The sequence below is a fragment of the Bacillus sp. 22-7 genome (assembly GCF_010628845.1).
Lineage (GTDB): Bacteria > Bacillota > Bacilli > Bacillales > Cytobacillaceae > Cytobacillus > Cytobacillus firmus_B.
Genome location: NZ_NJQY01000015.1, coordinates 76,093 through 102,367, shown reverse-complemented (window position 1 = coordinate 102,367; position 26,275 = coordinate 76,093). Strand labels below are relative to the sequence as shown.

The 26,275-nt window shown below is 40.2% G+C and carries 26 protein-coding genes, 1 pseudogene and 1 riboswitch; of the genes and pseudogenes, 16 read left to right on the top strand and 11 right to left on the bottom strand.

All coding sequences use genetic code 11. The features are described 5' to 3' along the window. Positions 1 to 7: 7 nt before the first annotated feature. Positions 8 to 322 (bottom strand): DUF948 domain-containing protein, encoded by a 315-nt coding sequence (locus CE058_RS13620; RefSeq protein WP_048009322.1) that lies wholly within the window; start codon positions 320 to 322, stop codon positions 8 to 10. A gap of 197 nt (positions 323 to 519) precedes the next feature. Further along, a riboswitch (purine riboswitch) is annotated at positions 520 to 621 on the top strand. Positions 622 to 710: 89 nt separating this feature from the next. Between CE058_RS13620 and CE058_RS13615 the strand changes: the two genes are divergently transcribed. Next, entirely contained in the window at positions 711 to 2,006 is a 1,296-nt protein-coding gene (locus CE058_RS13615) for an NCS2 family permease (protein WP_163143339.1), read from the top strand. A 221-nt stretch (positions 2,007 to 2,227) separates the two neighbouring features. Beyond that, positions 2,228 to 3,151, top strand: coding sequence for a cation diffusion facilitator family transporter (locus CE058_RS13610; protein ID WP_048009320.1), 924 nt, complete (start codon positions 2,228 to 2,230; stop codon positions 3,149 to 3,151). Positions 3,152 to 3,173: 22 nt separating this feature from the next. Here CE058_RS13610 and CE058_RS13605 read toward each other — a convergent pair whose 3' ends face one another. Together CE058_RS13605 and CE058_RS13600 are read right to left on the bottom strand one after the other, a co-directional pair. Next, positions 3,174 to 3,491 (bottom strand): ArsR/SmtB family transcription factor, encoded by a 318-nt coding sequence (locus CE058_RS13605; RefSeq protein WP_035326772.1) that lies wholly within the window; start codon positions 3,489 to 3,491, stop codon positions 3,174 to 3,176. Between the two features lie 81 nt (positions 3,492 to 3,572). Then, a complete protein-coding gene (locus CE058_RS13600; protein WP_163143336.1) occupies positions 3,573 to 4,211 on the bottom strand; it encodes a hypothetical protein in 639 nt (212 codons plus the stop codon). Positions 4,212 to 4,683: 472 nt separating this feature from the next. Here CE058_RS13600 and CE058_RS13595 point away from each other — a divergent pair, with 472 nt between their 5' ends. After that, positions 4,684 to 5,382 carry a response regulator transcription factor gene (locus CE058_RS13595; protein ID WP_163143345.1) on the top strand — a complete coding sequence of 233 codons (699 nt, stop codon included), beginning with the start codon at positions 4,684 to 4,686 and terminating at the stop codon, positions 5,380 to 5,382. Further along, positions 5,372 to 6,781 (top strand): sensor histidine kinase, encoded by a 1,410-nt coding sequence (locus CE058_RS13590; protein WP_163143342.1) that lies wholly within the window; start codon positions 5,372 to 5,374, stop codon positions 6,779 to 6,781. Before CE058_RS13595 ends, CE058_RS13590 begins: the two co-directional genes overlap by 11 nt. A gap of 47 nt (positions 6,782 to 6,828) precedes the next feature. Here the strand turns inward: CE058_RS13590 and CE058_RS13585 are convergent, their stop codons facing one another. From CE058_RS13585 to CE058_RS13565, 6 genes and pseudogenes are all read right to left on the bottom strand, one after another. After that, complete coding sequence (locus tag CE058_RS13585) at positions 6,829 to 8,184, bottom strand: hemolysin family protein (RefSeq protein WP_163143333.1); 1,356 nt, start codon at positions 8,182 to 8,184, stop codon at positions 6,829 to 6,831. A gap of 64 nt (positions 8,185 to 8,248) precedes the next feature. Next, entirely contained in the window at positions 8,249 to 8,455 is a 207-nt protein-coding gene (locus CE058_RS25105) for a MerR family transcriptional regulator (protein WP_227886438.1), read from the bottom strand. Between the two features lie 9 nt (positions 8,456 to 8,464). Further along, a pseudogene (locus tag CE058_RS25100) lies at positions 8,465 to 8,650 on the bottom strand (MerR family transcriptional regulator); the annotation flags it as partial. Between the two features lie 298 nt (positions 8,651 to 8,948). Further along, entirely contained in the window at positions 8,949 to 10,241 is a 1,293-nt protein-coding gene (locus CE058_RS13575) for a hemolysin family protein (RefSeq protein ID WP_163143330.1), read from the bottom strand. A 205-nt stretch (positions 10,242 to 10,446) separates the two neighbouring features. Further along, positions 10,447 to 10,989, bottom strand: coding sequence for a GNAT family N-acetyltransferase (locus tag CE058_RS13570; protein WP_048009315.1), 543 nt, complete (start codon positions 10,987 to 10,989; stop codon positions 10,447 to 10,449). Positions 10,990 to 11,092: 103 nt separating this feature from the next. After that, positions 11,093 to 12,232: a histidine kinase N-terminal domain-containing protein gene (locus tag CE058_RS13565; protein ID WP_048009314.1), complete on the bottom strand. Its 1,140-nt coding sequence runs from the start codon at positions 12,230 to 12,232 to the stop codon at positions 11,093 to 11,095. Positions 12,233 to 12,502: 270 nt separating this feature from the next. Here CE058_RS13565 and CE058_RS13560 point away from each other — a divergent pair, with 270 nt between their 5' ends. Further along, on the top strand, positions 12,503 to 12,973 hold the full coding sequence (locus tag CE058_RS13560; RefSeq protein ID WP_048009313.1) for a helix-turn-helix transcriptional regulator: 471 nt from the start codon (positions 12,503 to 12,505) through the stop codon (positions 12,971 to 12,973). Positions 12,974 to 13,019: 46 nt separating this feature from the next. Here the strand turns inward: CE058_RS13560 and CE058_RS13555 are convergent, their stop codons facing one another. Next, the gene (locus CE058_RS13555) at positions 13,020 to 13,556 is read right to left on the bottom strand and encodes a universal stress protein (RefSeq protein WP_048009312.1); all 537 of its coding nucleotides are present in this window, start codon (positions 13,554 to 13,556) and stop codon (positions 13,020 to 13,022) included. 317 nt (positions 13,557 to 13,873) lie between these two features. On the opposite strand from CE058_RS13555, the gene CE058_RS13550 reads away from it, so the two are divergent. Together CE058_RS13550 and CE058_RS13545 are read left to right on the top strand one after the other, a co-directional pair. Further along, positions 13,874 to 15,964, top strand: coding sequence for a transglycosylase domain-containing protein (locus tag CE058_RS13550; RefSeq protein WP_163143327.1), 2,091 nt, complete (start codon positions 13,874 to 13,876; stop codon positions 15,962 to 15,964). Positions 15,965 to 16,021: 57 nt separating this feature from the next. Beyond that, positions 16,022 to 16,768 (top strand): class I SAM-dependent methyltransferase, encoded by a 747-nt coding sequence (locus CE058_RS13545; protein ID WP_163143324.1) that lies wholly within the window; start codon positions 16,022 to 16,024, stop codon positions 16,766 to 16,768. A gap of 429 nt (positions 16,769 to 17,197) precedes the next feature. Here the strand turns inward: CE058_RS13545 and CE058_RS13540 are convergent, their stop codons facing one another. Further along, the gene (locus tag CE058_RS13540; RefSeq protein ID WP_048012071.1) at positions 17,198 to 17,521 is read right to left on the bottom strand and encodes a hypothetical protein; all 324 of its coding nucleotides are present in this window, start codon (positions 17,519 to 17,521) and stop codon (positions 17,198 to 17,200) included. A 259-nt stretch (positions 17,522 to 17,780) separates the two neighbouring features. On the opposite strand from CE058_RS13540, the gene CE058_RS13535 reads away from it, so the two are divergent. From CE058_RS13535 to CE058_RS13495, 9 genes are all read left to right on the top strand, one after another. Next, positions 17,781 to 19,067, top strand: coding sequence for an MFS transporter (locus tag CE058_RS13535; protein ID WP_163143321.1), 1,287 nt, complete (start codon positions 17,781 to 17,783; stop codon positions 19,065 to 19,067). Between the two features lie 149 nt (positions 19,068 to 19,216). Then, positions 19,217 to 19,780 carry an RNA polymerase sigma factor SigY gene (gene sigY / locus CE058_RS13530; RefSeq protein ID WP_048011860.1) on the top strand — a complete coding sequence of 188 codons (564 nt, stop codon included), beginning with the start codon at positions 19,217 to 19,219 and terminating at the stop codon, positions 19,778 to 19,780. Next, positions 19,734 to 20,084 (top strand): YxlC family protein, encoded by a 351-nt coding sequence (locus CE058_RS13525; protein ID WP_048011861.1) that lies wholly within the window; start codon positions 19,734 to 19,736, stop codon positions 20,082 to 20,084. The genes sigY and CE058_RS13525 overlap by 47 nt, the downstream gene beginning before the upstream one ends. Next, positions 20,081 to 20,281, top strand: coding sequence for a sigma-Y antisigma factor component (locus CE058_RS13520; protein ID WP_163143318.1), 201 nt, complete (start codon positions 20,081 to 20,083; stop codon positions 20,279 to 20,281). The genes CE058_RS13525 and CE058_RS13520 overlap by 4 nt, the downstream gene beginning before the upstream one ends. Before the next feature lie 15 nt (positions 20,282 to 20,296). After that, positions 20,297 to 20,500 carry a hypothetical protein gene (locus CE058_RS13515; RefSeq protein WP_163143315.1) on the top strand — a complete coding sequence of 68 codons (204 nt, stop codon included), beginning with the start codon at positions 20,297 to 20,299 and terminating at the stop codon, positions 20,498 to 20,500. Then, a complete protein-coding gene (locus CE058_RS13510; RefSeq protein WP_048011864.1) occupies positions 20,481 to 20,798 on the top strand; it encodes a YbjQ family protein in 318 nt (105 codons plus the stop codon). Before CE058_RS13515 ends, CE058_RS13510 begins: the two co-directional genes overlap by 20 nt. A gap of 208 nt (positions 20,799 to 21,006) precedes the next feature. Then, positions 21,007 to 21,795: an alpha/beta fold hydrolase gene (locus tag CE058_RS13505; RefSeq protein ID WP_163143312.1), complete on the top strand. Its 789-nt coding sequence runs from the start codon at positions 21,007 to 21,009 to the stop codon at positions 21,793 to 21,795. A 692-nt stretch (positions 21,796 to 22,487) separates the two neighbouring features. After that, positions 22,488 to 24,245, top strand: coding sequence for an ABC transporter ATP-binding protein (locus CE058_RS13500; protein ID WP_048009506.1), 1,758 nt, complete (start codon positions 22,488 to 22,490; stop codon positions 24,243 to 24,245). Beyond that, positions 24,242 to 26,254 carry an ABC transporter ATP-binding protein gene (locus CE058_RS13495; protein ID WP_163143309.1) on the top strand — a complete coding sequence of 671 codons (2,013 nt, stop codon included), beginning with the start codon at positions 24,242 to 24,244 and terminating at the stop codon, positions 26,252 to 26,254. Before CE058_RS13500 ends, CE058_RS13495 begins: the two co-directional genes overlap by 4 nt. The last annotated feature ends 21 nt before the right edge of the window (positions 26,255 to 26,275 follow it).

Below are 26,275 nucleotides of genomic sequence, written 5' to 3'. Positions count from 1 at the left end.
TGAAGTTTCACTTTATCTGATGGATAAAAGGTATTTTAATGTTCCACCACTTTTTAATTTTTTTCGGTGTTTCTTTAACAGCAGCCACTGTATTATTAAATGTTTGTTTCTTAAAATTGATATCCCTTTGGATTTCTTTCTGGGTTGCTGTCAATTCGTCAACCCCATTTTTCACTTGATCTGCCTTTAGCTGCATGACAGTGCTTATTGCTGTCAGCTTCTTAATTGCGGGTTTGGCATCCTTATAAGTTTTAAAAGCATAGATGCCCAGAAAAATCAGAGATGCTGCTATAAGAATCAAGCTTGCATATACAATGAACATTACGACCTTCCTCCTCATGCTGGTTTTTCTTATTATTTACCCATAAACTCAAAAATTTAACGTTAAATCTTATTAACCAGCTTCAAGATAAAAGAGAATTCTCAGAATAAATTAAAGAATTGACGTCCAAATTTGAGTTTGCTAGAATTGGTTTCATTATATCAATATATAATGTTTGGGCAGTACACTGATTGATGTGCTGCGTTTTGCATTTTACCTGTATATGTTCAGAGATAGGGTCTGAGCGTTTCTACCGGGCTGCCGTAAATAGCTTGACTACAGGGGATATAGCTTGTTTGAATAGGCATGCTATTTCTTCTGTTTTTCTTTATGGCAGCTTCGCATCTTGCGGAGCTTTTTTATTTTCCTAAAAAAAGGAGGGATTGGCATGTCATCTTTTTTCCGGTTTCATGAAAGAGAAACATCATACAAACAGGAAACAATTGCAGGTTTAACCACGTTTTTATCAATGGCATATATTCTAATTGTAAATCCAATTATCCTTAGCCAGGCCGGAATGGATAAAGGGGCTGTTTTTACTGCTACGGCACTCTCGGCTATTATTGGCTCTTTATTAATTGGCCTGCTGTCCAATTATCCGATTGGGATTGCCCCAAGCATGGGCCTCAATTCTTTCTTCACTTTTTCTGTCTGCATCGGAATGGATATTCCGTGGCAAACAGCGTTAACAGGTGTATTTATTTCAGGGGTCTTATTTGTGATTTTAAGTTTATTAAAAATACGCGAAAAAATTATTAACATTATACCGAAGGATTTAAAGCATGCAATTGCAGGCGGAATCGGATTCTTTATTGCTTTCATAGGATTGAAAAATGCTGGACTTGTTGTCGGAAATGATGCGACATTTGTGGCGATTGGCAATATTAAATCCCCAGTCACGCTGCTGGCTGTTTTCTGTTTTATATTAACAATTGTATTGATGGTAAGGGGTATTAAAGGGGCCATTTTTTATGGGATGGTCATCTCAGCTGCTGCCGGAATGTTAATTGGCCTTATTGATAAGCCGGAAAAAATCGTCGGTGCTATTCCGAGCCTTGAACCGACATTTGGTGAGGTTTTTCTGCATATTGATCAAGTCTTTACTCCGGAAATGCTGGCAGTAATATTTACATTCTTATTTGTTGCTTTTTTTGATACAGCAGGAGCTTTAATAGCTATCGCAAGTCAGGCTGGCCTGATGAAAAATAATGAAATTCCTAATGCCGGCAAAGCGCTTCTGGCAGACTCCAGTGCAACTGTAGTAGGCTCTGTACTTGGAACTTCTACAACTGCTTCCATGATTGAGTCCAGTTCAGGGATTGCGGCTGGAGGAAGAACAGGTTTTACATCAGTAATCATCTCTGCATGCTTCGCGGTTGCATTATTCTTTTCTCCATTGCTCAGTGTGATAACGGCCGAAGTAACATCGCCGGCACTGATCATTGTTGGAGCACTGATGGCCATGGAGGTAAAACATATTGATTGGGGTAAACTGGAAATCGCAATTCCTGCGTTCGTGACCATCTTAATGATGCCATTGACCTTCAGTGTAGCAACAGGGATTGCACTCGGTTTTATTTTATACCCAATTACAATGCTGGCACTTAAAAGGCCACAAGAGATCCATCCCATCATGTATGGACTATGTATTGCATTTATGGGTTATTTTGTTTATCTTGCATAAGGGAAAGGGCTGCCTGTATAGTCAGGCAGCCCTTTTGTGAATTCTATAGTTGCCTGGAATAATTCTTTCAATTTTCTGCTGTTCCTGTTGAAATCGTCTGCAGATGTTTGAGCCTATTCATTTAGTCTAATTTAAAAGGGAATAATAAAAATCATTGAACAATAAGCCAATGTCATACATAATATATATGAGCATATATTCATATAAAAGGGGTGCATTATATGGGACACAGTCATGGGCACGGGCATGGACATTCACATGATCACCATCACACTGGCAATAAAAAGGCTTTGATGTGGGCATTTATTTTAATTGCTTCATTTATGATTGTAGAAGTGATTGGCGGAATATGGACTAATAGCCTTGCGCTGCTATCGGACGCCGGACACATGCTGAGTGATGCAGCTGCGCTTGGCTTGAGTTTTCTGGCTATCAAAATAGGCGAAAAAAAGGCGACAAATTCAAAAACATTCGGCTATAAACGATTTGAAATTATTGCTGCTTCAATAAATGGCATTACACTGCTCCTAATTTCTCTCTATATTTTCTATGAGGCCTATCACCGCATTCTTGAACCGCCGGCTGTTCAAAGTATGGGAATGCTCGTGATTTCATCGATTGGTCTTCTCGTCAATATTGCAGCAGCATTCATATTAATGAGCGGGGATAAGGAGCATAATTTAAATGTCAGGAGTGCTTTTCTGCATGTTCTAGGTGACCTGCTTGGTTCTGTTGGAGCAATTGCCGCTGCACTTTTAATTTATTTCTTCGGGTGGGGCATTGCCGACCCAATTGCAAGTGTAATAGTAGCAGTTCTCATTCTTGTAAGCGGATGGAGAGTGGCAAAAGAGTCTTTCCACATTTTAATGGAGGGGACACCTTCCCACCTGAATCCAGAGGACATTAAAAGTGCGCTCCTCGGACTTGCACATGTAAAAGACGTTCACGATCTTCATATTTGGACGATTACTTCCGGTTTTCCTTCTCTTAGCTGCCATCTTGTAATTGAAAATGAGGGCGGACACGATGCAGTCCTTCATGCGGCTCAATCTGTGCTGCATGATGAATATGGGATTGAACATAGCACGATACAAGTGGAGGGAGAAAGAAAAGGCTGTCCGGGCCATAATGAAAGCTGCAATTAATAAAGCCTTAAGGACAGCTTATTCATGAATGCTGGCTATGTTCAATAGCCTGGTTCAATAAACTAATAACATGTTCATCATCATGGCTGTAAAAGAGAGTTGTTCCTTCACGGCGGAATTTTACCAGGCGCAGGTTTTTCAAAAAGCGAAGCTGGTGAGAAACGGTAGACTGGAGCAGGGAGAGATTTTCGGCAATTTCATTAACAGAATACTCTCCGTGAAATAATAAGTGAAGAATTCTAAGCCTTGTTGGATCGGATAAAGCTTTAAAAGTCTGGGAAACCATGAATAAAGTTTCTTCATCCAGGTCGGCAGGGTACACCGGGTTTTCATCTGTCATTTTGTTTCACCTCTTTCTTTCATTATAAGTCTGTTTTATATAAAACAAAACCGCAGAAGTTGACTCTGCGGTTTTATCTTATTATTTTGCCTTACTGATTTCCTTGTGAATTTCATCAACCAGTTTTTTCATTTCTGCATGGATTTGTTCTTTATCAACATTTAATTCTGTTTTTATTTCGTGTAATGATTTTCCCTGTTCCCTCAATTGGATGATTTCACCCAAATCCTTATTTGCCGCCTTTGCCATGGCTGCACCTGAAACAAGGAAACGAAGCGGAACTCCTTTGTCAAGATACCCCTGCAGCACTTGAGCCGATTTGCCGGAGTACTCGGAGACCTTTTGCAGAACAACCCCCTTGTTCGCTTCAAGGAACTTATCCAGGTGATGATGGTGCTTCTTTATTTTGTCTAAATCCACTCCATACTGCTGAGCTGTTTTTTCCCAGGAGGAGTTATTTTTTTTATAAAAAGTCAATACCTCTGCAACCTGTTTATTTGAAAACTTCGCAATGTGGGCAGCTATGAAGATTTCTCTTTTAGTGAATCCTTGTTCCAGAAGAGATTTCATTAAAGATTCATCGATCATTCTGTGATGGTGTTCATGTATTTGCTCCTGTGCCGGTGACTTCCCCCTTGGCGCAGATTCAGCATTAACCGAAATCGCGGCCCCTATTAAAATAAAGCAAAAAGATACAAATAAAAGAAATTTTTTATTCATCTTATACTGCACTCCTTTCAAAATGATAAGTCGTAATTAGCATTTCCCAAGATATTGATAACAATAAAGAATTTGGCTGACTTTATAGAAAAGGCTGCTTTCGTAAAGTATTGTTGATAGTACATAACTTAGTTTGAATTACTGAGTTGATCTTCGCTGTGGGCACTTGATCCTCGAAAATGCTGACGCATTTCCTTCATGCGGTGTTCCTTCGAGGAAGCTTATTTAATGTCCTGCGGGAGGAGAGGGAAGTGTGAGACCCCGCAGGCGAAGCCGAGGAGGCTCGCATTCCTCCCCGCGGGTTCGCTGCGTGCCTGCAGTGGAAATCAACGGGCTGAATTTATAAGCAAAACACAATATTCTTTGAAGAAAGATTTTAGAAAAACATTATTGTTAGAGATATTCATTGAAAAAAAACACTCATATCGATTACATTAAGAATAAAAGACTGTTCATGGGCGGTGAAGGGAAATTGAAAATACTGGTTGTGGAAGATAATGAAAGTGTCTGTTCAATGCTGGAGATGTTCTTTATGAAAGAAGGGTATCAGGGTGTGTTTGTTCACGATGGCCAGCGGGGGTTTGAGCATTTTAATAAAGAAAAATGGGACTTAATTATCGTTGATTGGATGCTTCCGGTCATGGATGGAGTGACGCTCTGCCTGAAAATAAGGGAACTGAGCAAGGTTCCGATTATTATGCTGACGGCAAAAGACAGCGAATCCGATCAGGTTCTTGGACTTGAAATGGGTGCCGATGATTATGTGACCAAGCCATTCAGCCCGCTGACGCTGATGGCCAGGATAAAAGCCGTGACACGCAGATTTCAGGCTGAAGCAGGAACAGATGAACATCACTTTGTTGCCAGTGAATATTTCAAAATCAGCAAAGAATCCAGAGAGGCATATTATAATGGACAGCTTTTAAAGAATTTGACCCCAAAAGAATTTGACTTGCTGTATTACCTTGTAAAACATCCCAAACAGGTTTTTACTAGAGAGCAGCTGCTCGATAGTGTATGGGGTTATCAGTTTTATGGAGATGAAAGAACCGTAGATGTACATATAAAAAGGCTCCGGAAAAAAATAGGCACGGATGAGCAGCCCTTTATTCATACTGTATGGGGTGTAGGTTATAAATTCGATGAAACGGCAGCGGAAAATGAAGGTTAAGTATTTTTATCAGCTCCTGATCAGTCATGTCAGCATCCTAATACTGGCCTTCCTGTTATTAAGCCTTCTATTCTCCCAGTTTGTGGAGAATTATATTTTTGAAAATAAAGTGGAAGAGCTCGATTCCTATGGAGAGCAGATCCTGACAGACATAACAGTCAGGATAGAGGGGGATGAACAATTTCTAACAGAATACAGCCAGCTGCTCGATGCCAGAAACATCAAATACATTCTCTTCGATCATAAAGGAAGGGTCTTGTATCCTGAACTTAAATCGGATCCGATGATTCAGCTGACCAAATCCGAATGGGCTGGAATTTCGAAAGGAAAAAAAGTAACTGTAAAGCATGATATAGAACGTTTCGGCCAGGAGGTAACATTAGTTGCCATGCCATATATGCAGGGGGGCAATCTTGTTGGCGGAGTTTTGCTTCTGTCCCCAATAACAGGGGCTATGGAGGTTGTCAGCGAATTAAATCGATTTTTATTATATACCATTTTTATTTCACTCTCTGCGACCATCCTTTTAAGTCTGGTTCTTTCTAAAAATCTGATCAAGAGGATAACTGAGCTTAGGAATGCTGCCTCTATGATTTCATCCGGGAACTATGATATCAATGTGCCTTACACCTATATGGACGAAATTGGGGAATTGGCCAAAGACTTTAATGATATGGCAGCAAGATTGAGGGAATCTAATGAAGAAATCAGAAGACTGGAAAATAGAAGAAGGAAATTCATCGCTGATGTCTCGCACGAGCTTCGGACTCCTTTGACCACCATAAGCGGTTTGGCTGAAGGTATTAAGGGAGGTCTGATCCCGGAGGCGGATACAGAAAAAGGGATGATCCTGATAGACAGGGAGGCAAAGAGGCTTATTCGGCTGGTGAATGAAAATCTGGATTATGAAAAGATTCGTTCCAACCAGCTGCAGCTGAATAAAATGGATATTGATCTCATGGAAGCCTTTGAAATTGTTAAGGAACAGCTGGAAATTCAGGCAGAGGAAAAAGGTAACAGGATTTATATAGAGGCTGAAGAAGGGGTTTCGGTGTATGCGGATTATGACCGGCTGATTCAGATTCTGGTGAATATTGTGAAGAACAGCATTCAATTCACCGAGCAGGGCTCCATATTTTTAAGGGGCAAAGAAGATCCTGATCAGACATTGATCTTAATAGAAGACACGGGTATAGGCATCGACCCGAAAGAAATTGAGTCAATTTGGCTGCGATTTTATAAAGCGGATCTATCCAGGACCAATCATTCATTTGGTGAGTTTGGCATTGGTCTTTCCATTGTCAAACAACTTGTTCAGCTGCACAGCGGAGAAATTACTGTCAGCAGTGAAAAGGGGGAAGGGACCAAATTCACGATTAGATTTCCGCGGGAGCAATAAGGACAAATAAAAGGAACAGCACTCAAGAAGGCTGTTCCTTTTATTATTTAAGACAATACTTCTGATTCAGTAAAGGGCACTTCTTTTGCAGGTGCCGGCTCTTCTGTTTCAGGTACTGCTGTCACTTCAACATACTTAATATGGTGTTCTTCCATATCCAGAATTTTAAATCGATATTTTTCGTACTCGATAATATCACCTTGTTTGGCTTCGTAATTCTCAGTCAATATCCATCCGCCAATGGTATCAACATCTTCATCATTAATATCGGTACCCAGCAAGTCGTTGACTTCGCTGACAAGAACTTTTGAATCAATGATATATTGGCCTTCTTGCGTCTTTCTGACCATCGGTACTTCATCCATGTCGAACTCATCACGGATCTCGCCAACAATCTCTTCAATGATATCCTCAACAGTCACTAACCCCGAGGTACCGCCGTATTCATCCATTAAGATGGCCATGTGGATGCGTTCTTTTTGCATTTTAAGCAGCAGCTCATGGATAGGTATGCTGTCAATGACCCGGATAATGGGACGAATGTATGATTCAAGAGTGCTTGATGATAATTCCCGGTTCATAATGAGATCTGTCATGACTTCTTTAATATTGACCATGCCAATGATATGATCCTTATCTCCATCTATAATGGGATATCGAGTAAATTTCTCTTCCTGAACGATTTGCAGAAAATCTTCAAGTGTATCATCTTTTGAGAGAGAAACAATTTCAGTACGCGGAACCATGATTTCTTTCGCGATCCGATTATCAAACTCAAAGATTTTATTTACATACTTAAACTCAGATTGGTTAATTTCGCCGCTTTCATAGCTTTCTGATAAAATAATGCGAAGTTCTTCTTCAGAATGTGCTAATTCGTGTTCAGAAGCAGGCTTTAATCCAAACATGCTGGTCAATAGGCGGGCAGAACCATTCAACGCCCAAATGATCGGATACATAACCCGGTAAAACCAGATTAAAGGACGTGTTGTTAAAAGTGTTACCGCTTCTGCTTTTTGTATCGCCAGAGTCTTTGGGGCCAATTCTCCCACAACTACATGCAGGAAGGTGATAAAAGCAAAAGCAATGCTGAATGAGATAACATGCGAAATGGATGACGGCAGACCGAAACTATTTATCACCGGACGCAGCAGGTGTTCAATTGTCGGCTCACCCAGCCAGCCAAGACCGAGTGCTGTAATGGTAATTCCCAGCTGGCAGGCTGAAAGGTATTCATCCAAATTGGAAATCACTTTCTTCGCAGCAATTGCATTTTTATTGCCTTCTTCAATTAGCTGATCAATTCTGGAACTTCGTATTTTAACAATGGCAAATTCCGAAGTAACGAAAAAAGCCGTTAAAGCAATTAAAATGGCTATAAAAACCAAGTTTAATATGTCCAAATAAGTTCCCCTTATCCCGCCTAAACGGGCAGGGTGTCACCTCCTGATTTTGTGAAAAATGGGATTAGCTTGTTAAGCCGGAAAGGGAACGGAGCAATGCAGTACTTTCGGCAGTCAGCTTTCTGGAGAAGCCATCTTTCTGCTCCTCATTCATTGTATTGATGAGCGGCATGAGCACAGCTATTTCCTGCTGCAGCTGTTTCATCTGTAATGTGACTGCGTTAATATGCTTTTCAACTTCCCCTGTCTGAATCTCCCTTTTCGTTTTCATTTCTAGTTTTCTCTTAATCTCTTCAAGTGGAAGATGCAGTATTTTGCATTCTTCAATAAATCTTAGATCAGACAAAACTTCTTCTGAATATATGCGATAATTTGATTTTGAGCGTTTCGCTTTTATTAGGCCAATGCTAGTGTAGTAGTCAATCGTTCTTTTAGAAACGTTAGCAATATTGGCTAATTCGCCGATACGATAGTAAGCCCCATCATATCACCTCTGTTTTGAATACTTATATCTCCATAATAATGCTTTACAACAAGAGATATAGTTAGAATCAATTATACGTTAGCGGAAACCGTACAGTCAAACGTAGCAGTTTGGAAAAAAGGATTACATTTATTTTATGAAATTATTCATTAAATATGAAGTAAAAAGATTCGGAAAAATAAAAATTTTTATAGAGGCAGAAAAGTTTCAGCAAAAGCACGCCTTAGGCAGTAAAAACCAGGAGCAAAAAGTGCGCTCCCGGTTTTTAAGAAAATGCAGTTTATATTTTCACAACTTCTATATAAGAAATATGGTGTCCATCCATTTCTTTAATCATAAATCTGTATCCTTCTTCTTCAACAAAGTCTCCCTGAACAGCATCATACTTCTGCGTCATAATCCAACCGCCGATAGTGTCAACATCATCATCAGATAATGTTGTTCCCAGAAGATCATTTGCTTCTGAAATCAGCAGTTTTGCATCAAGGATATAATGGTTTTCCCCTGTCTTTTGAACAAGCGGAAGCTCATCGGCATCAAATTCGTCCCTGATTTCACCTACGATTTCTTCCAGGATATCTTCTGCTGTGACCACTCCAGCTGTTCCGCCGTACTCATCAAGAAGAATCGCCATATGTGAACGCTCCTTTTGCATTCTAAGGAGCAAATCGTGAATGGGAATGGTTTCAATCACCCTGATGACAGGTTTAATATATTGCAGTAAGGGGTGTTTGCCTTCACATTTTTTTCTTACACAGTCAGTTAAAATTTCCTTAACATTAATGATTCCGAGAATATTATCCTTATCGCCCGCCGTAACCGGGTAGCGGGTATAACGCTCATTTAATATGAGATCGAGGGTTTCTTCCAGTGATGAATTTTCTGGAATGGTAACAATTTCGGTCCGGGGAACCATAATCTCTTTGGCGATTCTATTGTCAAATTCAAATATCCGGTCCACATACTGGTATTCAGAGGGATTAATTTCACCGCTCTTTAAGCTTTCAGATAGGATAATCCGCAGTTCTTCCTCTGTATGGGCCATTTCACTCTCTGAAACTGGTTTCAGTCCGAATAATCCTGTAACAACTCTGGCTGAACCATTTAAAACCCAGATAAACGGATACATAACCCTGTAAAATAATATTAATGGCTTTGAAAAAGTTAAAGTAATAGCTTCTGCCTTTTGAATCGCAAAGGTCTTTGGCGCAAGCTCTCCAATGACCACATGGAGAAATGTCACAACAGCAAAAGCAATGACAAAGGATAGGAAATGAGTTACGGAAGCCTGCAAGTTAAGACTTTCAAATACAGGATGAAGCAGTCTCTCAATAGTCGGTTCACCGAGCCACCCGAGACCCAGTGCGGTGATTGTAATTCCAAGCTGACAGGCAGATAAATATTCATCCAGACTGCTTATAACTTGTTTTGCAGAACCGGCTTTAGGATTTCCCTCCAGCATAAGCTGGTCAATTCGTGAAGTCCTCACTTTAACAATGGCAAATTCAGATGCAACAAAAAAAGCAGTTAATGCGATTAATAAAAATAATAAGAAAAGGTTAAGGGTGATCATATTATCCCTTACACGATATGTAAGGGGCCGGCACCTCCTTTATAATAAGTACTTTTCCCTTATTCATGAATTTTACAAATAAACCATGAATAAAGGATTTACTTTAATTGAAATTACCCTTATTTAAGAGATGTAATCAGGAGAAATAATTAATCCAAGATCTTGTATGCAGGGAAAAATAAAAAAGCCTGTGCAGGCTTTTTGTTTAAACATTCCATTCTCTTGCCAGAAGTCCATATACGGCAAGATCGTGATATCGATTATAAAGATACTCGCCATCCCGGATGATTCCTTCCTGCCGAAAGCCAAGCCGTTCAGGGATCGCACGGCTTTTTCCATTTCTGATTCCGCAGCGTATTTCGATGCGGTTCAGTTTTAAATCAAAAAAAGCATGATTGACCATGGCTTGCACACTTCGTGTCATAATTCCTCTGCCTTCAAAATTTTCAGCAAGGTAGTATCCAATGCTGGTTTGTCTGTTGTTCCAGTCTATATGGTGAAAACCAATAGAGCCTGCAAGTTTTCCCTGATAACGGATTCCGGCATTAAATCCGTTATTATCGGCAAACTGTTTCAGCCATATAGGAATGATCGAATGATACTGAACAGGTGAAGCCATATTATCTACCCATGGAAGCCATTCTCTTAAGTGGCTGCGGTTCCGGTCCACCAAGCTGAAAAGCTCTTCTGAATGATGAAGCTGGAACAATTGCAATTCTATATCCTCATCTACCTTTAAAGAAAACAAGTGCCAAACCCCCTCCGGCAAACTATAAATATAATAATTTATTGTTTAAATCATGTAGCATTTTTAGTATGGAAGACGAAAAAGCTGTTCCCAGGATTCGGGGTCAGCTCATATCTTCAGTCAGCTTTTCAGTTGGCAAAGTTATGCTGAAAACGGTCCAGTCTGATTCGGTATCACATGTCAGAGTCCCTTGATGTTTTTCAATTATCTCTCTGCAGACAAATAGACCCAGCCCTGTTCCGAGTGTTTTTGTTGTAACAAATGGCTCAAAAATGGAATTGATAAGATGATCAGGAATTCTTGGCCCATTATTCGAAATATCCAATCTTATGTGCCCATCTGAAGTCCATTTGCTTTTAATATGGATGACAGGGTCGCTGCGGTACTGTGTAAGCACATCAATGGCATTGAAGATAATATTAATGAAGACTTGGCGGATTTCATCCGCATAGCCAACCAAAAAGATATCATCTTTTATATCCTGAAGGATTGTAACCTTTCCATCCAGAATACTGGGATATAAGAATATCAGGACTTCATCTATTAATTCATTTAGAGAGAATGTAATTTTTTCTTTTCCGATCAGTTCCTTTTTAGAGAGGAGAAGGAATTGTGAAATTCTAAAATTCAGCTGCTCAAGTTCATTTGAAATGATATCCAAATACTTCATGGAGGGATTTTCGGATTTTAAAAGCTGAATAAACCCTTGTACAGAGGTAAGCGGATTTCTGAACTCATGAATAAAGCTTGAAGTCATTTGGCCCAGAAGAGTTAATCTATCTTTATGGGTGGAATCAATAAATTGTGTTTTTTCCTTAATAATCTGATCTTTGGCATCCGTATATCTGGACACAGCATGATATAAGAATTTATCGAAGCAATAACCGATTCTTTCGTACTGTCTCTGGAGTTCATGAAAATGTATTTCGGAACGATTAAATATATTGAGGACGATTGTTCTTCCCAAGTTGACATTATAAACAAAGTCTCCAATATTAATATCTGCTTTTACTCGCTGTTCAGCGACAGTGTAGGCCAGTTTCTGAATATAGTTTTCCAGTTCTTGCCCGTCTTTTATTAAGATTTGAATAATTAATTGGAACATGGCATCGCCATTATCCTTAATTTTATCTTTAAAAGGGTCATCCTTATTTATGAGTATTTTCTCATTCCATTCACTTAAAAGGTTTTCTTTTTCCGTCAGCAGAAGTTCCAATATGGCATTATTTGTTTCAATCGTCATTTTATCCTCCACTTTTTTGCATAATAACAGTTAACCAATAGATTTCGATAGAATCCGGCAAAATCCTCTGTTAATTTAATGGAAAATATCAGTAATTTTTACCCTGATGAATAAGGCCAACTTGTGACTAAAAGCACAGTCATTATTTTGTGATAATTGGTATAGTTAAAGAAAAAGGCAGTTTTTTATTTGTAAAATGGTTATTATTTCTTTTATAATATAGAGGCAGGTGTAAATTTACACCAACAACAAAAAGGGAATGAAGCTGCATTGACTAGAGATGAAATTATACTGAAAGTTTCAGATAAGATCCGTCTTATACGTACAGAGGCAGGATACACACAGGATAAAATGGCGGAAATTATTGGTGTTTCAAAAAAGACGCTTGTTCAAATTGAGAAAGGGCGGGCAGAGGCAGGCTGGTCGACAGTGGTAGCCGTTTGTGCTTTATTCAGAGAAACAGAAACGGTCCGGTTTTTGTTTGGAAATGAACCATTAGAAGTTCTGGAGACTATTGCAAGAGAAGGAATTGATTACAGGAAGGAAAAGACTCTTGGCGGAAAACTCTGGTGGAGGGAATTGAAGAGAAGCAACGGTCTGATCCTTCAGCAGAATATCATCAGCCAGCACTACCGGATTATTGATCAGGACCATTTCAGAATTTACAGCAGTTTCGATGAATTGTCTTCTAAAGAACGATTTGAGGAGCTGGCAGCAGAGAATAAAGACCTTCACCAATAATAGCTGAATTCACATAAAAAAGCAGCCTCCGGGCTGCTTTTCTATTTTAAGGGATTTGCGGACTTTCCTTATCCTTAGCTATAAGCACGGGGCAAGGAGCATTCCTGGCAATTTTTGTACTGGTGCTGCCCAGGAACATCTTTTTAATTCCGCCCTTGCCTGAGCTTCCCACAATAATTAAATCTGCGTTTTCGGCCGCTGCATATTCACAAATGCTTTCTGCAGAATTTCCCTCAATAACATCGAACTTCGCATTAATGCTGTAAGGCTCAAGAATTTCCCTTGCATTGTAAAAAGTATTGTCTACGCTATGCTTTACTCTTGCGTGTGTATTGGAAGAGGATTCATCATGATAAACAGGAAGAGGAGGGATCTGAATTCCTTCAAGCAGATAGCCATTCGTTCTTACAGGCTCTACCGCTTTTTCATTGTTTATGGGAATATTTTCAACTGTTTCTTCAAAGACCTGAACAACCAGCAGCTGAGCATCAGGGTTTTGTTTAACTAATCCGATTGCCATATTCAAAGCCTGTCTGCTTCCGTCTGTATCATCATAGCCCAATACAATTTTGTTAAAATTCATCAGTGTTCACTCCTTCTTATGGTAAGGAAACTTATTGATTCTATACCCTCTGCTGAGAAGAGTAAATCATAAAAATACAGCTTGAAAACACAATACCCCCATAAAAAATGACCGGACTCCGTAAATTCTAATGCACATTTTCAGCATAGTGAAGAGTAACATTGGGAATTTCAGGGTATTTTTATATGAACTTCAGAAATTTGCATGGTAACAAATACTATATAAAAACATATTCTTTGAAGTTATGCTGATATCGGTGTAATCTGAAGACTTCCGCACAAATGCAAATTAATCATCAGCAAGAATTTGGAGGAAATATGAGAAAGAAAACTTCAGTTATTAAAAAGTTTCAGTCAACTTGGAATAAGCTTCACTTGACACAGGTATCCATATTGCTTGCATCTACTGTGGTCCTGGCTTTCTTAAGCTTCGTCTATTTTTCATATAAGGATGCGGATATCAGTGCACTCGAAGCAGGGCTTGCACAATCCACAGTCATTTATGACGCTGATGGGGAAGTAGCCAGCAAGATCTCAGCAAATAAAAATGAAGGCATTTCCATAGATCAAATTCCTGATCATATGAAAAATGCAGTTATTGCCATTGAAGACCACCGTTTTTATGAACACGGGGGCATCGATTTAAAAGGAATAGGCAGGGCCTTCTTTACAAACGTGAAAGCAGGCGGAATAGTCGAGGGCGGCAGTACACTTACCCAGCAGCTGACCAAAAATGCGCTGCTGTCTGCAGAAAAAACATACAAAAGAAAACTGGAAGAATTCTTCCTGGCCCTTGAAATTGAAAAGGAATACAGCAAAGACGAAATTCTTCAAATGTATTTAAACCAGGTTTATTTCGGGGAAGGCGCATGGGGGATCAAACGTGCGGCGATGAAGTACTATGGAAAAGATGTTGAGGATCTCTCCATTAGTGAAGCAGCATTGCTGGCAGGGCTGGTTAAAGCCCCATCAGCCATCAATCCTTACCAAAATGAAGAAAAGGCAATTGAGAGAAGGAATACCGTCCTTGACCGTATGAAGGAACACAACTTTATTACTGAAAAGGAATGGGAAAAGGCAAAAGATGAAAAGCTTGTTTTTGAAGACAGCGGCGGTGATCCCTTTAAAGGGAAATACCCATATTATGTAGACGTGGTTCTGGAAGAGGCGATTAATAAATATAATTTTTCGCTTGATGAGCTTTTAAGTGAAGGGTATCAAATATATACTGAGCTTGATCAGGATATGCAGAGCAGTGTAGAAGAAACCTACACAAATGATCAATTATTTCCTAAAGGTACTGGAGATCAGCAGGTTCAAAGCGGGGCCGTACTTCTGGATCCAAAGAATGGCGGAATCCGTGCCCTTGCAGGCGGAAGAGGTGAACATACCCTTCTTGGACATAACCGTGCCGTTCATAAAGTAGGCCAGCCGGGATCGACAATGAAGCCGATTGTGCCATACACAGCAGCACTTGAATCGGGCTGGAAGATCACCGATGAACTTAAAGATGAAAGAATGACATTCGGGAAAGATTATGAGCCGAATAACTATAATGGCCAGTTCCGGGGAAATGTGCCAATGTATGAAGCAGTCAAGGACTCCTTGAATGTGCCTGCTGTATGGCTTTTGGATGAGATTGGTGTGGACAAAGGGGTAGATGCGGCGAAGAGGTTTGGCATACCTGAAGAAGCCATCAATCAAAATCTTGCACTTGCTCTTGGGGGCACAAGTGTTGGAGTTTCACCTCTGACCATGGCACAGGCCTATGCTGTATTTGCAAATGGCGGCGAGAGGCCGGAAGCACACTCCATTACAAAAATAGTTGATAAAAATGGAGTCACAGTAGCAGAGTGGAAAGGTGAGAATACAAGAGTCATTTCCAAGGATGTTGCAGATAAAATGACAACCATGCTTCTCGGGGTAGTTCAGCATGGTACAGGGAAGGCTGCCCAAATTCCAGGCAGAGAAGTTGCAGGGAAAACAGGCAGTACACAAATGACCATCGAAGGCATTGACGGAGTTAAGGATCAATGGTTTGTCGGCTACACCCCACAGCTGGTTGGTGCTGTGTGGGTAGGCCATGATAAGACAGATGCGAATAATTATCTTACTACCTCCAGCAGTGAAGGCACGGCTCCGATATTCCGGGCAATCATGTCAGAAGCCCTGAAAAATCAGGAAGCAGAGTCATTTAATGTCCCTCATATTGCCGGCCTGATGGAACAGAGGCAAAGGGAGCAGCAAAGAAAAGCATGGGAAGACAACATAAAAAAAGAAACAGAGAAGATAAAAGAAAAAATTGAAAAAGAAAAAGAGAAATGGAAAGAGAAATGGGAAAAAGGGAAAGAAAAAAGTAAAGGAAAAGATAAAGATAATAAGAAAGATAAAGAAAAGAAGCATGATTAATACATTTTACGAGTACAGTGAAAAGCTGTACTCTTTTTTTTAAGGAGGTCATCTATCATGGAAGAACAATTTTATGATGAATTAGCGGAAGAGTATCACTTAATATTTGAGAATTGGGATCGTTCCATTGCCAGACAGGGTGATGTACTGGATCATCTTTTATCGGCAGAAGGCATAAAAAAAACATCATCTTTATTGGATTGTTCTTGCGGAATAGGGACTCAGGCATTAGCTCTCGCCAAAAAGGGGTACAAAATAACTGCATCAGACATTAGCGGAAAGTCTATCTTAAGGGCAAAAAGAGAAGCAGAGCTGAGACAGCTGAACATCCAATTTTTTCAGGCAGACATGAGGGCATTGTCATCTGTGCACAGTGAATCTTTTCAGGCCATTATCTCGATGGATAACGCTTTGCCGCACCTTATCACCGAAAAAGAATGCATCAAGGCACTTAAAGAGGTTTACAGTATACTCAGCGAGAAAGGCATTTTTCTCTTTTCTATCAGGAATTATGATGAAATACATAAAGAAAGGCCAACATCCACATTGCCTGCAAAAAGGGATCACACTATAACCTTTCAGCTTTGGGATTGGCATCAGAATTCTGATATATATAATTTGAGGCATTTTACAATGATTGAAAAAGACGGGACCTGGTCTGTGTCAGAAAGACTTTCTCAGTATAGGGCATATCGAAGAGAAGAGTTAAATAATTTTCTGCATAGAGCTGGTTTTCGGAAGGTCAAATGGCTCCTCCCTGAAGAGTCTGGATTTTATCAGCCAATTGCCATTGCATATAAATAAAGTTTGTTTTCGCAAGGTTTGTTGCTTTTTCCTCTTATTTACTGAGTTGATTGGAGCGGAAGGTGCGAGATCCTCGAAAATGCATTCGCATTTTCTTCGTGCGGTGTTTACTCAAGGAAGCTTATTCAAAGTCCTGTGGGAGTAGCAGGACAGGTAAGACCCCGCAGATGCGGAGCATCGAGGAGGCTTACCTCCTGCCCCGCGGTTCGCTGAGCAGCCTGGATCGGAAATCAACGGACAACATTGATTGCTGAAAAACAGTAATATATACGAAAAGAGCCAAAAAAAAGGCCAATCGGCCTTTTTTAAAAGAAATAATTTAGAATAACCAGCTGATTAGTGCTCCAATTACCACAATCGCTCCGACTACCATAAAAATTGTACGTATCATCTATTTTCACTCCATTCACTCTGCAATAAAATAGTCAATTATAGCTGAATTGTTTCAGCTGTATTGATTAAACGTTTTTCTGACATGCGAAGTACAGAAACATGGTTGCTGCACATGTCTTTGATATGCTCCAGATGGTTCTGGACTTCAGTTCCTTCCACAATGATTTTCAGACTCGTTTGCGGTTTCACTGTTAAAAGGAAAGACACTAATTTAGAAAGGTTTGAGGCATCCACCGCTTTGTGTTTGCTGTAGAGATAAGTGGTGCCTTCAAATTGTTTTGACGCCTGGTAAATTTCAAGCATTTTCTTCATAGTGAACTTGTTTTGAACTAATACATTACTAGAAATAATTTCTTTCATTTTAAAAATCTCCTTTTAAAAAAGTATTTTATATATTAATGGATTAATGATGTGGTTGTACTATGGAATTACCCCGGTAATCACAACCGTAAACCACCCGGGTTTCAAGAGTGAATAATTACCTTTTTAATTCATACGTATTTAGGGGTTGAGGCACCATCAGTCTGCAGAAGGAGATAAAAACCATCAAAAGCCGCTTTATCAACTGCTTGTGGCAATCTATAGTAGAGATATAAACAGGGAAACTGAGGTAAAAGGGATGAAGAAATTCAAAGGAATTTTTAAAAATGCCAATTATGTGAAATTTTTTTTCGCCAACTTTACTTCTCAGATGGGCAGCACGATTGGATTAACAGCATTTATGTTTTATTTGCTGGATCGTTTCTCGGAACAGCCTTTTTATGCCACATTAACTGAATTGATGTTCTCTGTTCCGACCCTGGCGGTGTTTTTTTTAGTTGGAGTGTTTGCGGATAGGATGGATCGCCAGAAAATAGCTTATCATTGTGATTGGATCAGCGCGTTATTATCCATTGTGCTTTTACTGACTATTATTATTGGCTGGATGCCGCTGGTATTTGCAGTATTGTTCCTGAGGAGTGCCATTCAGAAATTCTTCTTTCCAGCTGAACATGCAATGATTCAAGGCATATTGAAAAGTGAAGATTATACAACTGCTGCAGGCCTTAATCAGGTCGTGATGAGTCTTTTCATGCTGTTCGGAAATGGCCTTGGCATTTTTGCCTACTGGACAGTGGGAGTATACGGTGCGATTGTGGCTGATGCACTTACCTTTATCATCAGTGCATTATTAATAAAATCCTGCCGTATACCTGAAGAGGTCCGTCTGCCAAATGGCGCTCATGGACTTAAAGACTTGAATATCCCGCTTGTTTTCAAGGACTTTAATCTGGGGATAAAATATATTCTCCAGCACAAATTATTATCTGCTTTACTTGTTGGCTTCTTCGTTTTCGGAGTGGTAAACGGCGGATTTTCAGTCATGCCTATTTTTATGCTGAAATACAAACTCGAGCCGCAATCCTATGAGGAATACTCAGTCCTGCTCGGAATAACATTTGGGGTTGGCGTTCTTATTGGCAGCTTTGTGGCCTCTTTGCTTACTCAAAAATTCAAACTTTATCAGCTGATCATTGCCGGATTGCTGTTATCCGGAAGCTTCATCATTGCTGCCTCTTTTGCAGAGAACACGTTTATTTTCCTATCTTTATTATTTGCTGCAGCTTTCGGACTCCCTTTAGTGAACATCGCAATTGGCGGCTGGATGCCAAGTATTGTTGATCCGAAGATGATGGGAAGAGTACAGGGATGGATAAGTCCGCTGATGATGCTTTCACAATCCATAACACTCGGATTTATTGCTGTCAGCTTTCCGGGGTTCCTCAGAGTGGAAATGCTTTATTGGATGGTAGGCGGCTGTTTAGCACTTGTCGGTGTTTTTTACAGCATCGTTCTCCCGGGATTAACGAAAAAATCAGAAAAAACAGGTGAAGCACATTCTTTGGAACAGACTGGTGCAGTATAATGTAATAAAAGGCAGAATAGCCCCTATAACAGGGGCTTTTTATGTATAAAAAATAATTTAAAGAATAATGAACCTTTTCATCTCTTGAACGTCTTATGAGTGAAATAAACAGGAAACAATGGGATGATAAGAAGAGAGGAAAGAAGCTGATGGAGGAGAAAGACCTTATAGCAAGTGCCAAACGAGGTGATCAGCTCGCTTTTGCCATGCTTTTTAAAAATAACTATCCCTTTCTGGTTAAATACTTAATCAAAATTACAATGAATCCCGATGCAGCTGAAGAGCTTGCTCAGGAAACAATGGCCAAATGTGTTGAAAAAATCGGACTGTTTAATGGCAAATCAAAATTTTCCTCCTGGCTGATAACCATTGCGACAAATTTGTATATTGATCAGAAGCGAAAGTCGAAAAGAGAGAAGAGCTGGAAAGCACAGGAAGAGGTTTTCAGACGCTTGAAATGGCATCTTGAAAGCCGAAATGAAGAATGGAATGATGCCTTATCTGCTTTGGGAAAACTAAAAGACGAGATTAGGATACCTATTGTTCTTAAACATTATTATGGCTACTCGTATGAGGAAATAGGAAAAATGATGAACATATCTTCAGGCACTGTCAAATCAAGAGTGCACAATGGAATCATGTCTGTAAGAGAGGAGTTGAAGCTACATGGTGAACAGGAAAGTGCTGCAGCTGGAACAAGATCATCAAGATGAGCAATTATTGGCTGCAGTTAAGGAAATTGAAGACGGATGGGAAACGCTGGAAGAAAACGTCCCGGTATATACACCTGATCTGCAATTTTTTGAAAACTTAGTTGCAGAGCAAAAACAGGAAATGAAAAGGAAATTGATCAGGGAGTTAGCTATCTTCACTGTTGCAGCACTCCTCATTGTAACTTCTGTATTATTCATGCTGTATCAGGTTCCGTCTGTATTTTTTATTCTGCAGGGAGTTGTCACAGTTTTTATTATGGCCTATAGCACAGTCAGCTTCGTGAAACAGGTGAATGGCACATGAACAGCGAAGAAATATCTCTTCCGTTGCTGATTATTGTGGGAGCCATCTTAATAGCACAGAGTACGTTCCTATTTCTTGATGCAAGAAAGCACGGCCACAATTATTGGCTATGGGGAATTATCGGTTTAATTCAGGCGCCAATGCCGACGCTGTTTTACTTGATTTTCGTCAGAAAGATCTGGCAGAAAAAAGATTAATTGAGGGATGGAAGGATGAAAAAATTAAAACAGATGCTGCTTCTTGCAGCCGGTGGCGGCCAGCTTCTCGGGATTGTCATGCTGTTTATTAATATGAAGGCTGCAATTATGTTTTATATTTTATATGCTTTAATGATTTTTGCATTATTTATTGTGCTTATAGCTGAGAGAAAAAGAGAAGACGAGGAGGAAGAACAAAATGATTATCGTGACTACTGATACGGTATCCGGAAAAGAGATTAAAGAGATTAAAGGGTTTGTAAGGGGGAGTACCGTCCAGACAAAGCATATAGGAAAAGATATTCTGGCAGGATTAAAAACAATTGTAGGCGGAGAAATTGGCGAATATACTGAAATGATGGATGAAGCCAGACAGAAGGCAATTGGCAGAATGGTTGAAGATGCAAAGGCAAAAGGGGCCAACGCAATCATTGGAATGCGGCTGCAAACCTCAGCGGTTATGCAGAATGCTGCAGAAATCATAGCCTATGGGACTGCAGCAATAATTGAAGAATAGCAGGAGAAGAACCAGCTGACATAGTTAGCTGGTTTTTTAATGTCTTTAATAGGGAAAGGATGAATATTTGGCAGAAAATACTTGAAAAGAAACTAGTGAATTTTTTGTGATATTATAAGCATTTTTCGCTGAAATCCTTTACAATAGAATGAAACTTCTTAAAAACAAAACTAAGAAAAATGACACTAGAATGTGGATTGGAGTATATATGCTATATTACCGTACGTATGTGAAAGATGAGTCCCTGCCATGGGTTACCTTTGTTCATGGTGCAGGGGGCAGCTCTGCAATTTGGTATAAACAAATGAGAGAGTACAAAAAGCATTTCAATGTTCTGCTGGTAGATCTGCGGGGACATGGTCAATCAGGAAAGGGCACCTGGGAAGAAGGAGATCATTTTACAGAGGTTTCTCAGGATATAGTGGATGTGCTCGATCATCTTTATATTACAGACTCCCACTTTGTCGGAATTTCGCTGGGGACTATAGTGATCCAGACAATCGCGCAGAATCATCCGGAAAGAGTAGCTTCCATGATTTTGGGCGGTGCCATTACTGAATTGAATTGGCGCACAAGGTTTTTGATAGCCATTGCGAATTTGACTAAGTATATCCTGCCATATATGCTGCTTTATAAGCTTTTTGCGTGGATTATCATGCCAAAAAGAAACCACCTTGAATCAAGACATGCCTTTGTAAGGCAGGCAGCAAAAATGTGCCAAAAAGAATTCATCAACTGGCTGTCCTTAACAAAATCGGTTAATCCGTACCTGGGAAGAATCCAATCCAGCATTTCTCACATTCCTACCCTTTTTATTATGGGACAGGAAGACCACTTGTTTATTAAGTCTGTAAAAAGCATTGCCCAAAAAGCTAAAACAGCTACAGTCAAAATCATTACAGATGCAGGACATGTATGCAACATCGACAAACCTGATGCCTTTAACAGGATAACCATCGACTTCATCAACAGGCAAAAAAGAAGATTGGCTTCATAAAGGATCCCGGCGGATCCTTTTTTTAAATGCTGTTTTACAAGGTTTATTGATTTTTTGTATTTTATTTACTGAGTTGATTGGAGCGAGCAGCCTGGAGCGGAAATCAACGGACAACATTGATAGAGGAAAAACAGCACTTTATACGAAAAGAGCCTTTATAATAAATAACAGAAAATTTTTAAAAGTAGGTAAAAAGCTGATTGACTTTTAGTGTAAGCGGTGATAATCTTACCAATATGGAAAAAAATGAAAAGGAGGGCTACAAAATGATCTTAATTCATCATCATCAAACAACAACACAAAAATTAAAATCTGTAACCTCTCCTTTAGAACAATATTAAAATGTAAACAGGATCTGCCTGCACATTTTGAAGGAGCACAGGTTACATTTCGTAACGTGGGCTCTTTTGTCTCTTAAGACATATCGCATGCCGCGGTATGTCTTTTTTTCGTCTAATTCCCAAATATCACCAATAGGAAATTCAGGCATTGCCTGTTTCCATATATTTCAATAGCGGCTGTTGTCGGCAGCCGTAAGAAAGGGAGGAAAATTTTATGAATGCAGTAAGAATGAAAAGAAAAACAATTTTGCCGGAGGATCTGGATGGAGGCTAGTTATGTATTTGCTGCTGGTTTTTGTATGAAAGCTCTCTTTAGAAACGTGAGCTTCATACCGGAAAGGGGAGAGATCGTTGTTTTCGATTTTAGGAAAATTAAGCTGGTTTTTTAAAGAAAACTGGAAAAGGTATACAATTGCCATTTCTCTGCTGATAATTGTCGGAATCCTTGATGTTATGCCTCCAAGGCTTGTAGGAATGGCAATTGATGATATTCATCTTGGTCAAATGAGCAGTGCTAAAATAATGGAGTACCTTGGTTTATTGGCAATCATCACAATCGTGTCCTATGCAATCACTTATATCTGGATGTACCAGCTTTTTGGAGGGGCATTCCTGGTAGAAAGAAAACTGCGTTCACAGTTTATGGGTCACCTATTGAAAATGACTCCAACATTTTTTGAGAAAAACCGGACCGGTGATTTAATGGCCAGGGCAACAAATGATTTAAAAGCTATTTCGGTAACGGCTGGTTTCGGAATATTAACACTGGTGGATTCCAGCGTCTTCATGCTGACAATATTGTTTACGATGGGGTTTCTGGTTAGCTGGAAACTAACTTTTGCAGCAATATTGCCTTTGCCTATCATGGCCTATCTAATAAAAATTTACGGGAAGAAGATTCATACGCGGTTTATGAGCGCACAGGATGCCTTCGGGGAACTAAATGACCGGGTTCTTGAATCTGTTTCGGGAGTTCGGGTGGTGCGCGCTTATGTTCAGGAAAGAGCGGATCAGCAGCGTTTCCATGAACTCACTGAAGATGTATACAGCAAAAATATTGAAGTGGCCAAAATTGATTCACTATTTGAGCCGACGATAAAGGTGATTGTGGGCTTAAGCTATCTGATAGGACTTGGATACGGTGCTTATCTTGTTTTCCACCAAACCATCACCCTGGGCCAGCTCGTGTCCTTTAATGTGTATTTAGGCATGCTGATTTGGCCAATGTTTGCTATTGGAGAATTAATTAATGTCATGCAAAGGGGAAATGCATCCCTTGACCGTGTACAGGAAACATTGTCCGCTAAGCAGGATATTGTGAATCCTGAAAACCCGTCTATCGTTGAAGTCCCTGAGAATGTTATCTTCAAGGATGTTCATTTCCAATATCCTTCCTCAAAAACGGCTAATCTCACAGGGATTAAGCTGCATATTGAACGCGGGGAAACGCTGGGTATTGTAGGAAAAACAGGAAGCGGAAAGACCACTTTTATAAAGCAGCTATTAAGAGAATATCCGTCAGGCACAGGGAAGCTTGCGATTGCAGATGTTCCGATTGAAGAACAGGAGCTTGAAAGAACGAGAGGATGGATCGGGTATGTTCCACAGGATCATGTTCTTTTCTCGAGGACTGTTAGAGAAAATATCCTTTTTGGAAAAGAGGAAGCAACTGAAGAGGGTATGCAAAAAGCGATTGATTTGGCAGCTTTTCGAAAAGACCTTGAACTTCTGCCGGAAGGGCTTGAAACAATGGTCGGTGAAAAAGGAGTGGCCTTATCAGGAGGGCAAAAACAGCGGATTTCGATTGCACGTGCCCTTGTGAAGGATCCGGAAATTCTGATCCTTGATGACTCTTTATCAGCCGTTGATGCTAAAACAGAGAAGAAAATTATTGATAATATCCGGACTGAGCGCAAAGGAAAAACGACAATCATTACGACACACAGAATGTCAGCAGTCCAGCACGCCGATCATATTATCGTCCTTGATGAAGGCATGATAGCAGAAGAAGGCACTCATGATGACTTGATGGCTATGGATGGATGGTACAAGGAACAATTTTTGAGGCAGCAGGCTCAAACATCTGCTGAAGAGGAGGTGCTTTCATGACCACAGGAAAGCGGTTATTCCAGTATGCACTTCATTATAAAAAAACGATTATTGCGGCATTGCTGATGCTTACAGTCGCTGTGGCAGCAGATCTGGCAGGGCCTTTCATCGCGAAGAAGATGATTGATGACCATATCCTTGGCATAGAATCTGTCTGGTATCAGACTGAAGGCGGAAAAGATGCTGTGGAGTATGATGGCCAGTTTTACAAAAAGGAGCAAAATATTGAACAGGGTGAGCGGAAAATTGATCAGGCCCGCATCTTGCAGGCTGGCAGCCAATTCGTCTTTATCAGGGGTGATATTGCTTTTGATGGAGAGCGAGCCTTCAAAGAGGGCAAACTCTATATTGAAAAAAGCGGCCAAACCGAAACCTATGCAGGGAAGGCATTGACTGGTGAAGAATTAATGCTATTCTATTCACCCGAGATTCCTAAGATTGTTCAGCTTTTGGCCTTTTACTTTGGATTACTGGTTATCGCTGCATTTTTTCAGTACGGCCAGCGTTTTTTTCTGCAAAAGTCAGCAAATAGGATTATCCAGCAAATGAGAGAGGATGTCTTCGGGCAGATTCAAAGGCTTCCAATCAGTTATTTTGATAATCTTCCGGCAGGCAAGGTGGTTGCTCGAATAACCAATGATACCGAAGCCATCCGTGAGCTTTATGTGACCGTATTGGCAACCTTTTTTACAAGTGCCATATATATTTCAGGTATTTATATCGCTTTGTTTATTTTAAATGCCAGGCTTGCTGCGATATGTTTAATCCTGCTCCCGATTTTATATGTATGGGCGATTGTGTACCGTAAGTATGCATCAAAATACAATCATGTAATCCGTTCCAGGGTTAGTGATATAAATGGCATGGTGAATGAATCGATTCAGGGAATGAATGTTATCCAGGCGTTTGGCCGCGAAAAAGATACACAGAAGGATTTTGAAAAGCTGAATACAGAGCATTTTACCTTCCAAAATAAACTTCTGAGCCTGAATTCACTTACATCGCATAATTTAGTGGGTGTGCTGAGAAATGTGGTTTTTGTTGCATTTATCTGGTACTTCGGAGGAGAGTCGCTCAATGCGGCAGCTGTTATTTCACTAGGGATGCTATATGCTTTTGTAGACTATATTAACCGCCTGTTTCAGCCTGTGCAGGGCATTGTCAACCAATTGGCCAATCTCGAACAGGCATTGGTTGCCGGTGAACGAGTCTTCAAACTGCTTGATGAAGAAGGCATTGATATCAGTGATAATAAAATATCCCGCTATAAAGCGAATGTTACTTTTGATCATGTTCACTTCGGCTATAAGGAGAAGGAATATGTGCTGAAGGATCTTAATTTTGAAGCAAAGCACGGGGAGACAGTTGCGCTGGTTGGCCATACCGGCTCAGGGAAAAGTTCGATCATGAATCTTCTTTTCCGTTTTTATGATTGCCAGGAAGGGAAAATTAGGATCGATGGAATGGACATAAAACAGATTCCAAGGCAGGAGCTCAGAAAGCATATGGGCATCGTCCTCCAGGATCCATTTTTGTTCACCGGGACCATTGCTTCCAATGTCAGCCTTGATGATCCTGAAATATCGCGGGAGAAAGTGGAAAAAGCCCTGAATGATGTCGGAGCAGATAAGATATTTCAGCATCTTGAAAAAGGTTTTGATGAGCCGGTTATCGAGAAGGGGAGCACACTCTCCAGCGGGCAGAGGCAGCTCATTTCGTTTGCTCGTGCCCTTGCTTTTGATCCGGCCATCCTGATTCTGGACGAAGCAACATCAAGCATAGACACTGAGACAGAATTAATTATCCAGGAAGCCATGGACGTGCTGAAAAAAGGAAGAACCACCTTTATCATCGCCCATCGGCTTTCGACAATCCGAAATGCTGATCAAATCCTCGTTCTGGATAGGGGCAGGATCGTTGAAAAAGGTAACCATGATGAGTTAATGGAGCAAAAGGGCAAATATTATCAAATGTATCAGCTCCAGCAGGGGTCAACACTTGCAGGATAGAGGGAAGCGCCGGATGGCGCT

Excerpts from the sequence above, each read along its gene's own strand:
- CE058_RS13575 (WP_163143330.1), bottom strand. The coding sequence starts at position 10,241 with ATGATCACCCTTAACCTTTTCTTATTATTTTTATTAATCGCATTAACT.
- CE058_RS13535 (WP_163143321.1), top strand. The coding sequence starts at position 17,781 with ATGAAGAAATTCAAAGGAATTTTTAAAAATGCCAATTATGTGAAATTT.
- CE058_RS13620 (WP_048009322.1), bottom strand. The coding sequence starts at position 322 with ATGTTCATTGTATATGCAAGCTTGATTCTTATAGCAGCATCTCTGATT.
- CE058_RS13495 (WP_163143309.1), top strand. The coding sequence starts at position 24,242 with ATGACCACAGGAAAGCGGTTATTCCAGTATGCACTTCATTATAAAAAA.
- CE058_RS13520 (WP_163143318.1), top strand. The coding sequence starts at position 20,081 with ATGAACAGCGAAGAAATATCTCTTCCGTTGCTGATTATTGTGGGAGCC.
- CE058_RS13590 (WP_163143342.1), top strand. The coding sequence starts at position 5,372 with ATGAAGGTTAAGTATTTTTATCAGCTCCTGATCAGTCATGTCAGCATC.
- CE058_RS13525 (WP_048011861.1), top strand. The coding sequence starts at position 19,734 with ATGGTGAACAGGAAAGTGCTGCAGCTGGAACAAGATCATCAAGATGAG.
- CE058_RS13540 (WP_048012071.1), bottom strand. The coding sequence starts at position 17,521 with ATGAAAGAAATTATTTCTAGTAATGTATTAGTTCAAAACAAGTTCACT.
- CE058_RS13565 (WP_048009314.1), bottom strand. The coding sequence starts at position 12,232 with ATGACGATTGAAACAAATAATGCCATATTGGAACTTCTGCTGACGGAA.
- CE058_RS13515 (WP_163143315.1), top strand. The coding sequence starts at position 20,297 with ATGAAAAAATTAAAACAGATGCTGCTTCTTGCAGCCGGTGGCGGCCAG.
- CE058_RS13610 (WP_048009320.1), top strand. The coding sequence starts at position 2,228 with ATGGGACACAGTCATGGGCACGGGCATGGACATTCACATGATCACCAT.
- CE058_RS25105 (WP_227886438.1), bottom strand. The coding sequence starts at position 8,455 with ATGAAAACGAAAAGGGAGATTCAGACAGGGGAAGTTGAAAAGCATATT.
- sigY (WP_048011860.1), top strand. The coding sequence starts at position 19,217 with ATGGAGGAGAAAGACCTTATAGCAAGTGCCAAACGAGGTGATCAGCTC.
- CE058_RS13550 (WP_163143327.1), top strand. The coding sequence starts at position 13,874 with ATGAGAAAGAAAACTTCAGTTATTAAAAAGTTTCAGTCAACTTGGAAT.
- CE058_RS13600 (WP_163143336.1), bottom strand. The coding sequence starts at position 4,211 with ATGAATAAAAAATTTCTTTTATTTGTATCTTTTTGCTTTATTTTAATA.
- CE058_RS13605 (WP_035326772.1), bottom strand. The coding sequence starts at position 3,491 with ATGACAGATGAAAACCCGGTGTACCCTGCCGACCTGGATGAAGAAACT.
- CE058_RS13615 (WP_163143339.1), top strand. The coding sequence starts at position 711 with ATGTCATCTTTTTTCCGGTTTCATGAAAGAGAAACATCATACAAACAG.
- CE058_RS13545 (WP_163143324.1), top strand. The coding sequence starts at position 16,022 with ATGGAAGAACAATTTTATGATGAATTAGCGGAAGAGTATCACTTAATA.
- CE058_RS13505 (WP_163143312.1), top strand. The coding sequence starts at position 21,007 with ATGCTATATTACCGTACGTATGTGAAAGATGAGTCCCTGCCATGGGTT.
- CE058_RS13555 (WP_048009312.1), bottom strand. The coding sequence starts at position 13,556 with ATGAATTTTAACAAAATTGTATTGGGCTATGATGATACAGACGGAAGC.
- CE058_RS13510 (WP_048011864.1), top strand. The coding sequence starts at position 20,481 with ATGATTATCGTGACTACTGATACGGTATCCGGAAAAGAGATTAAAGAG.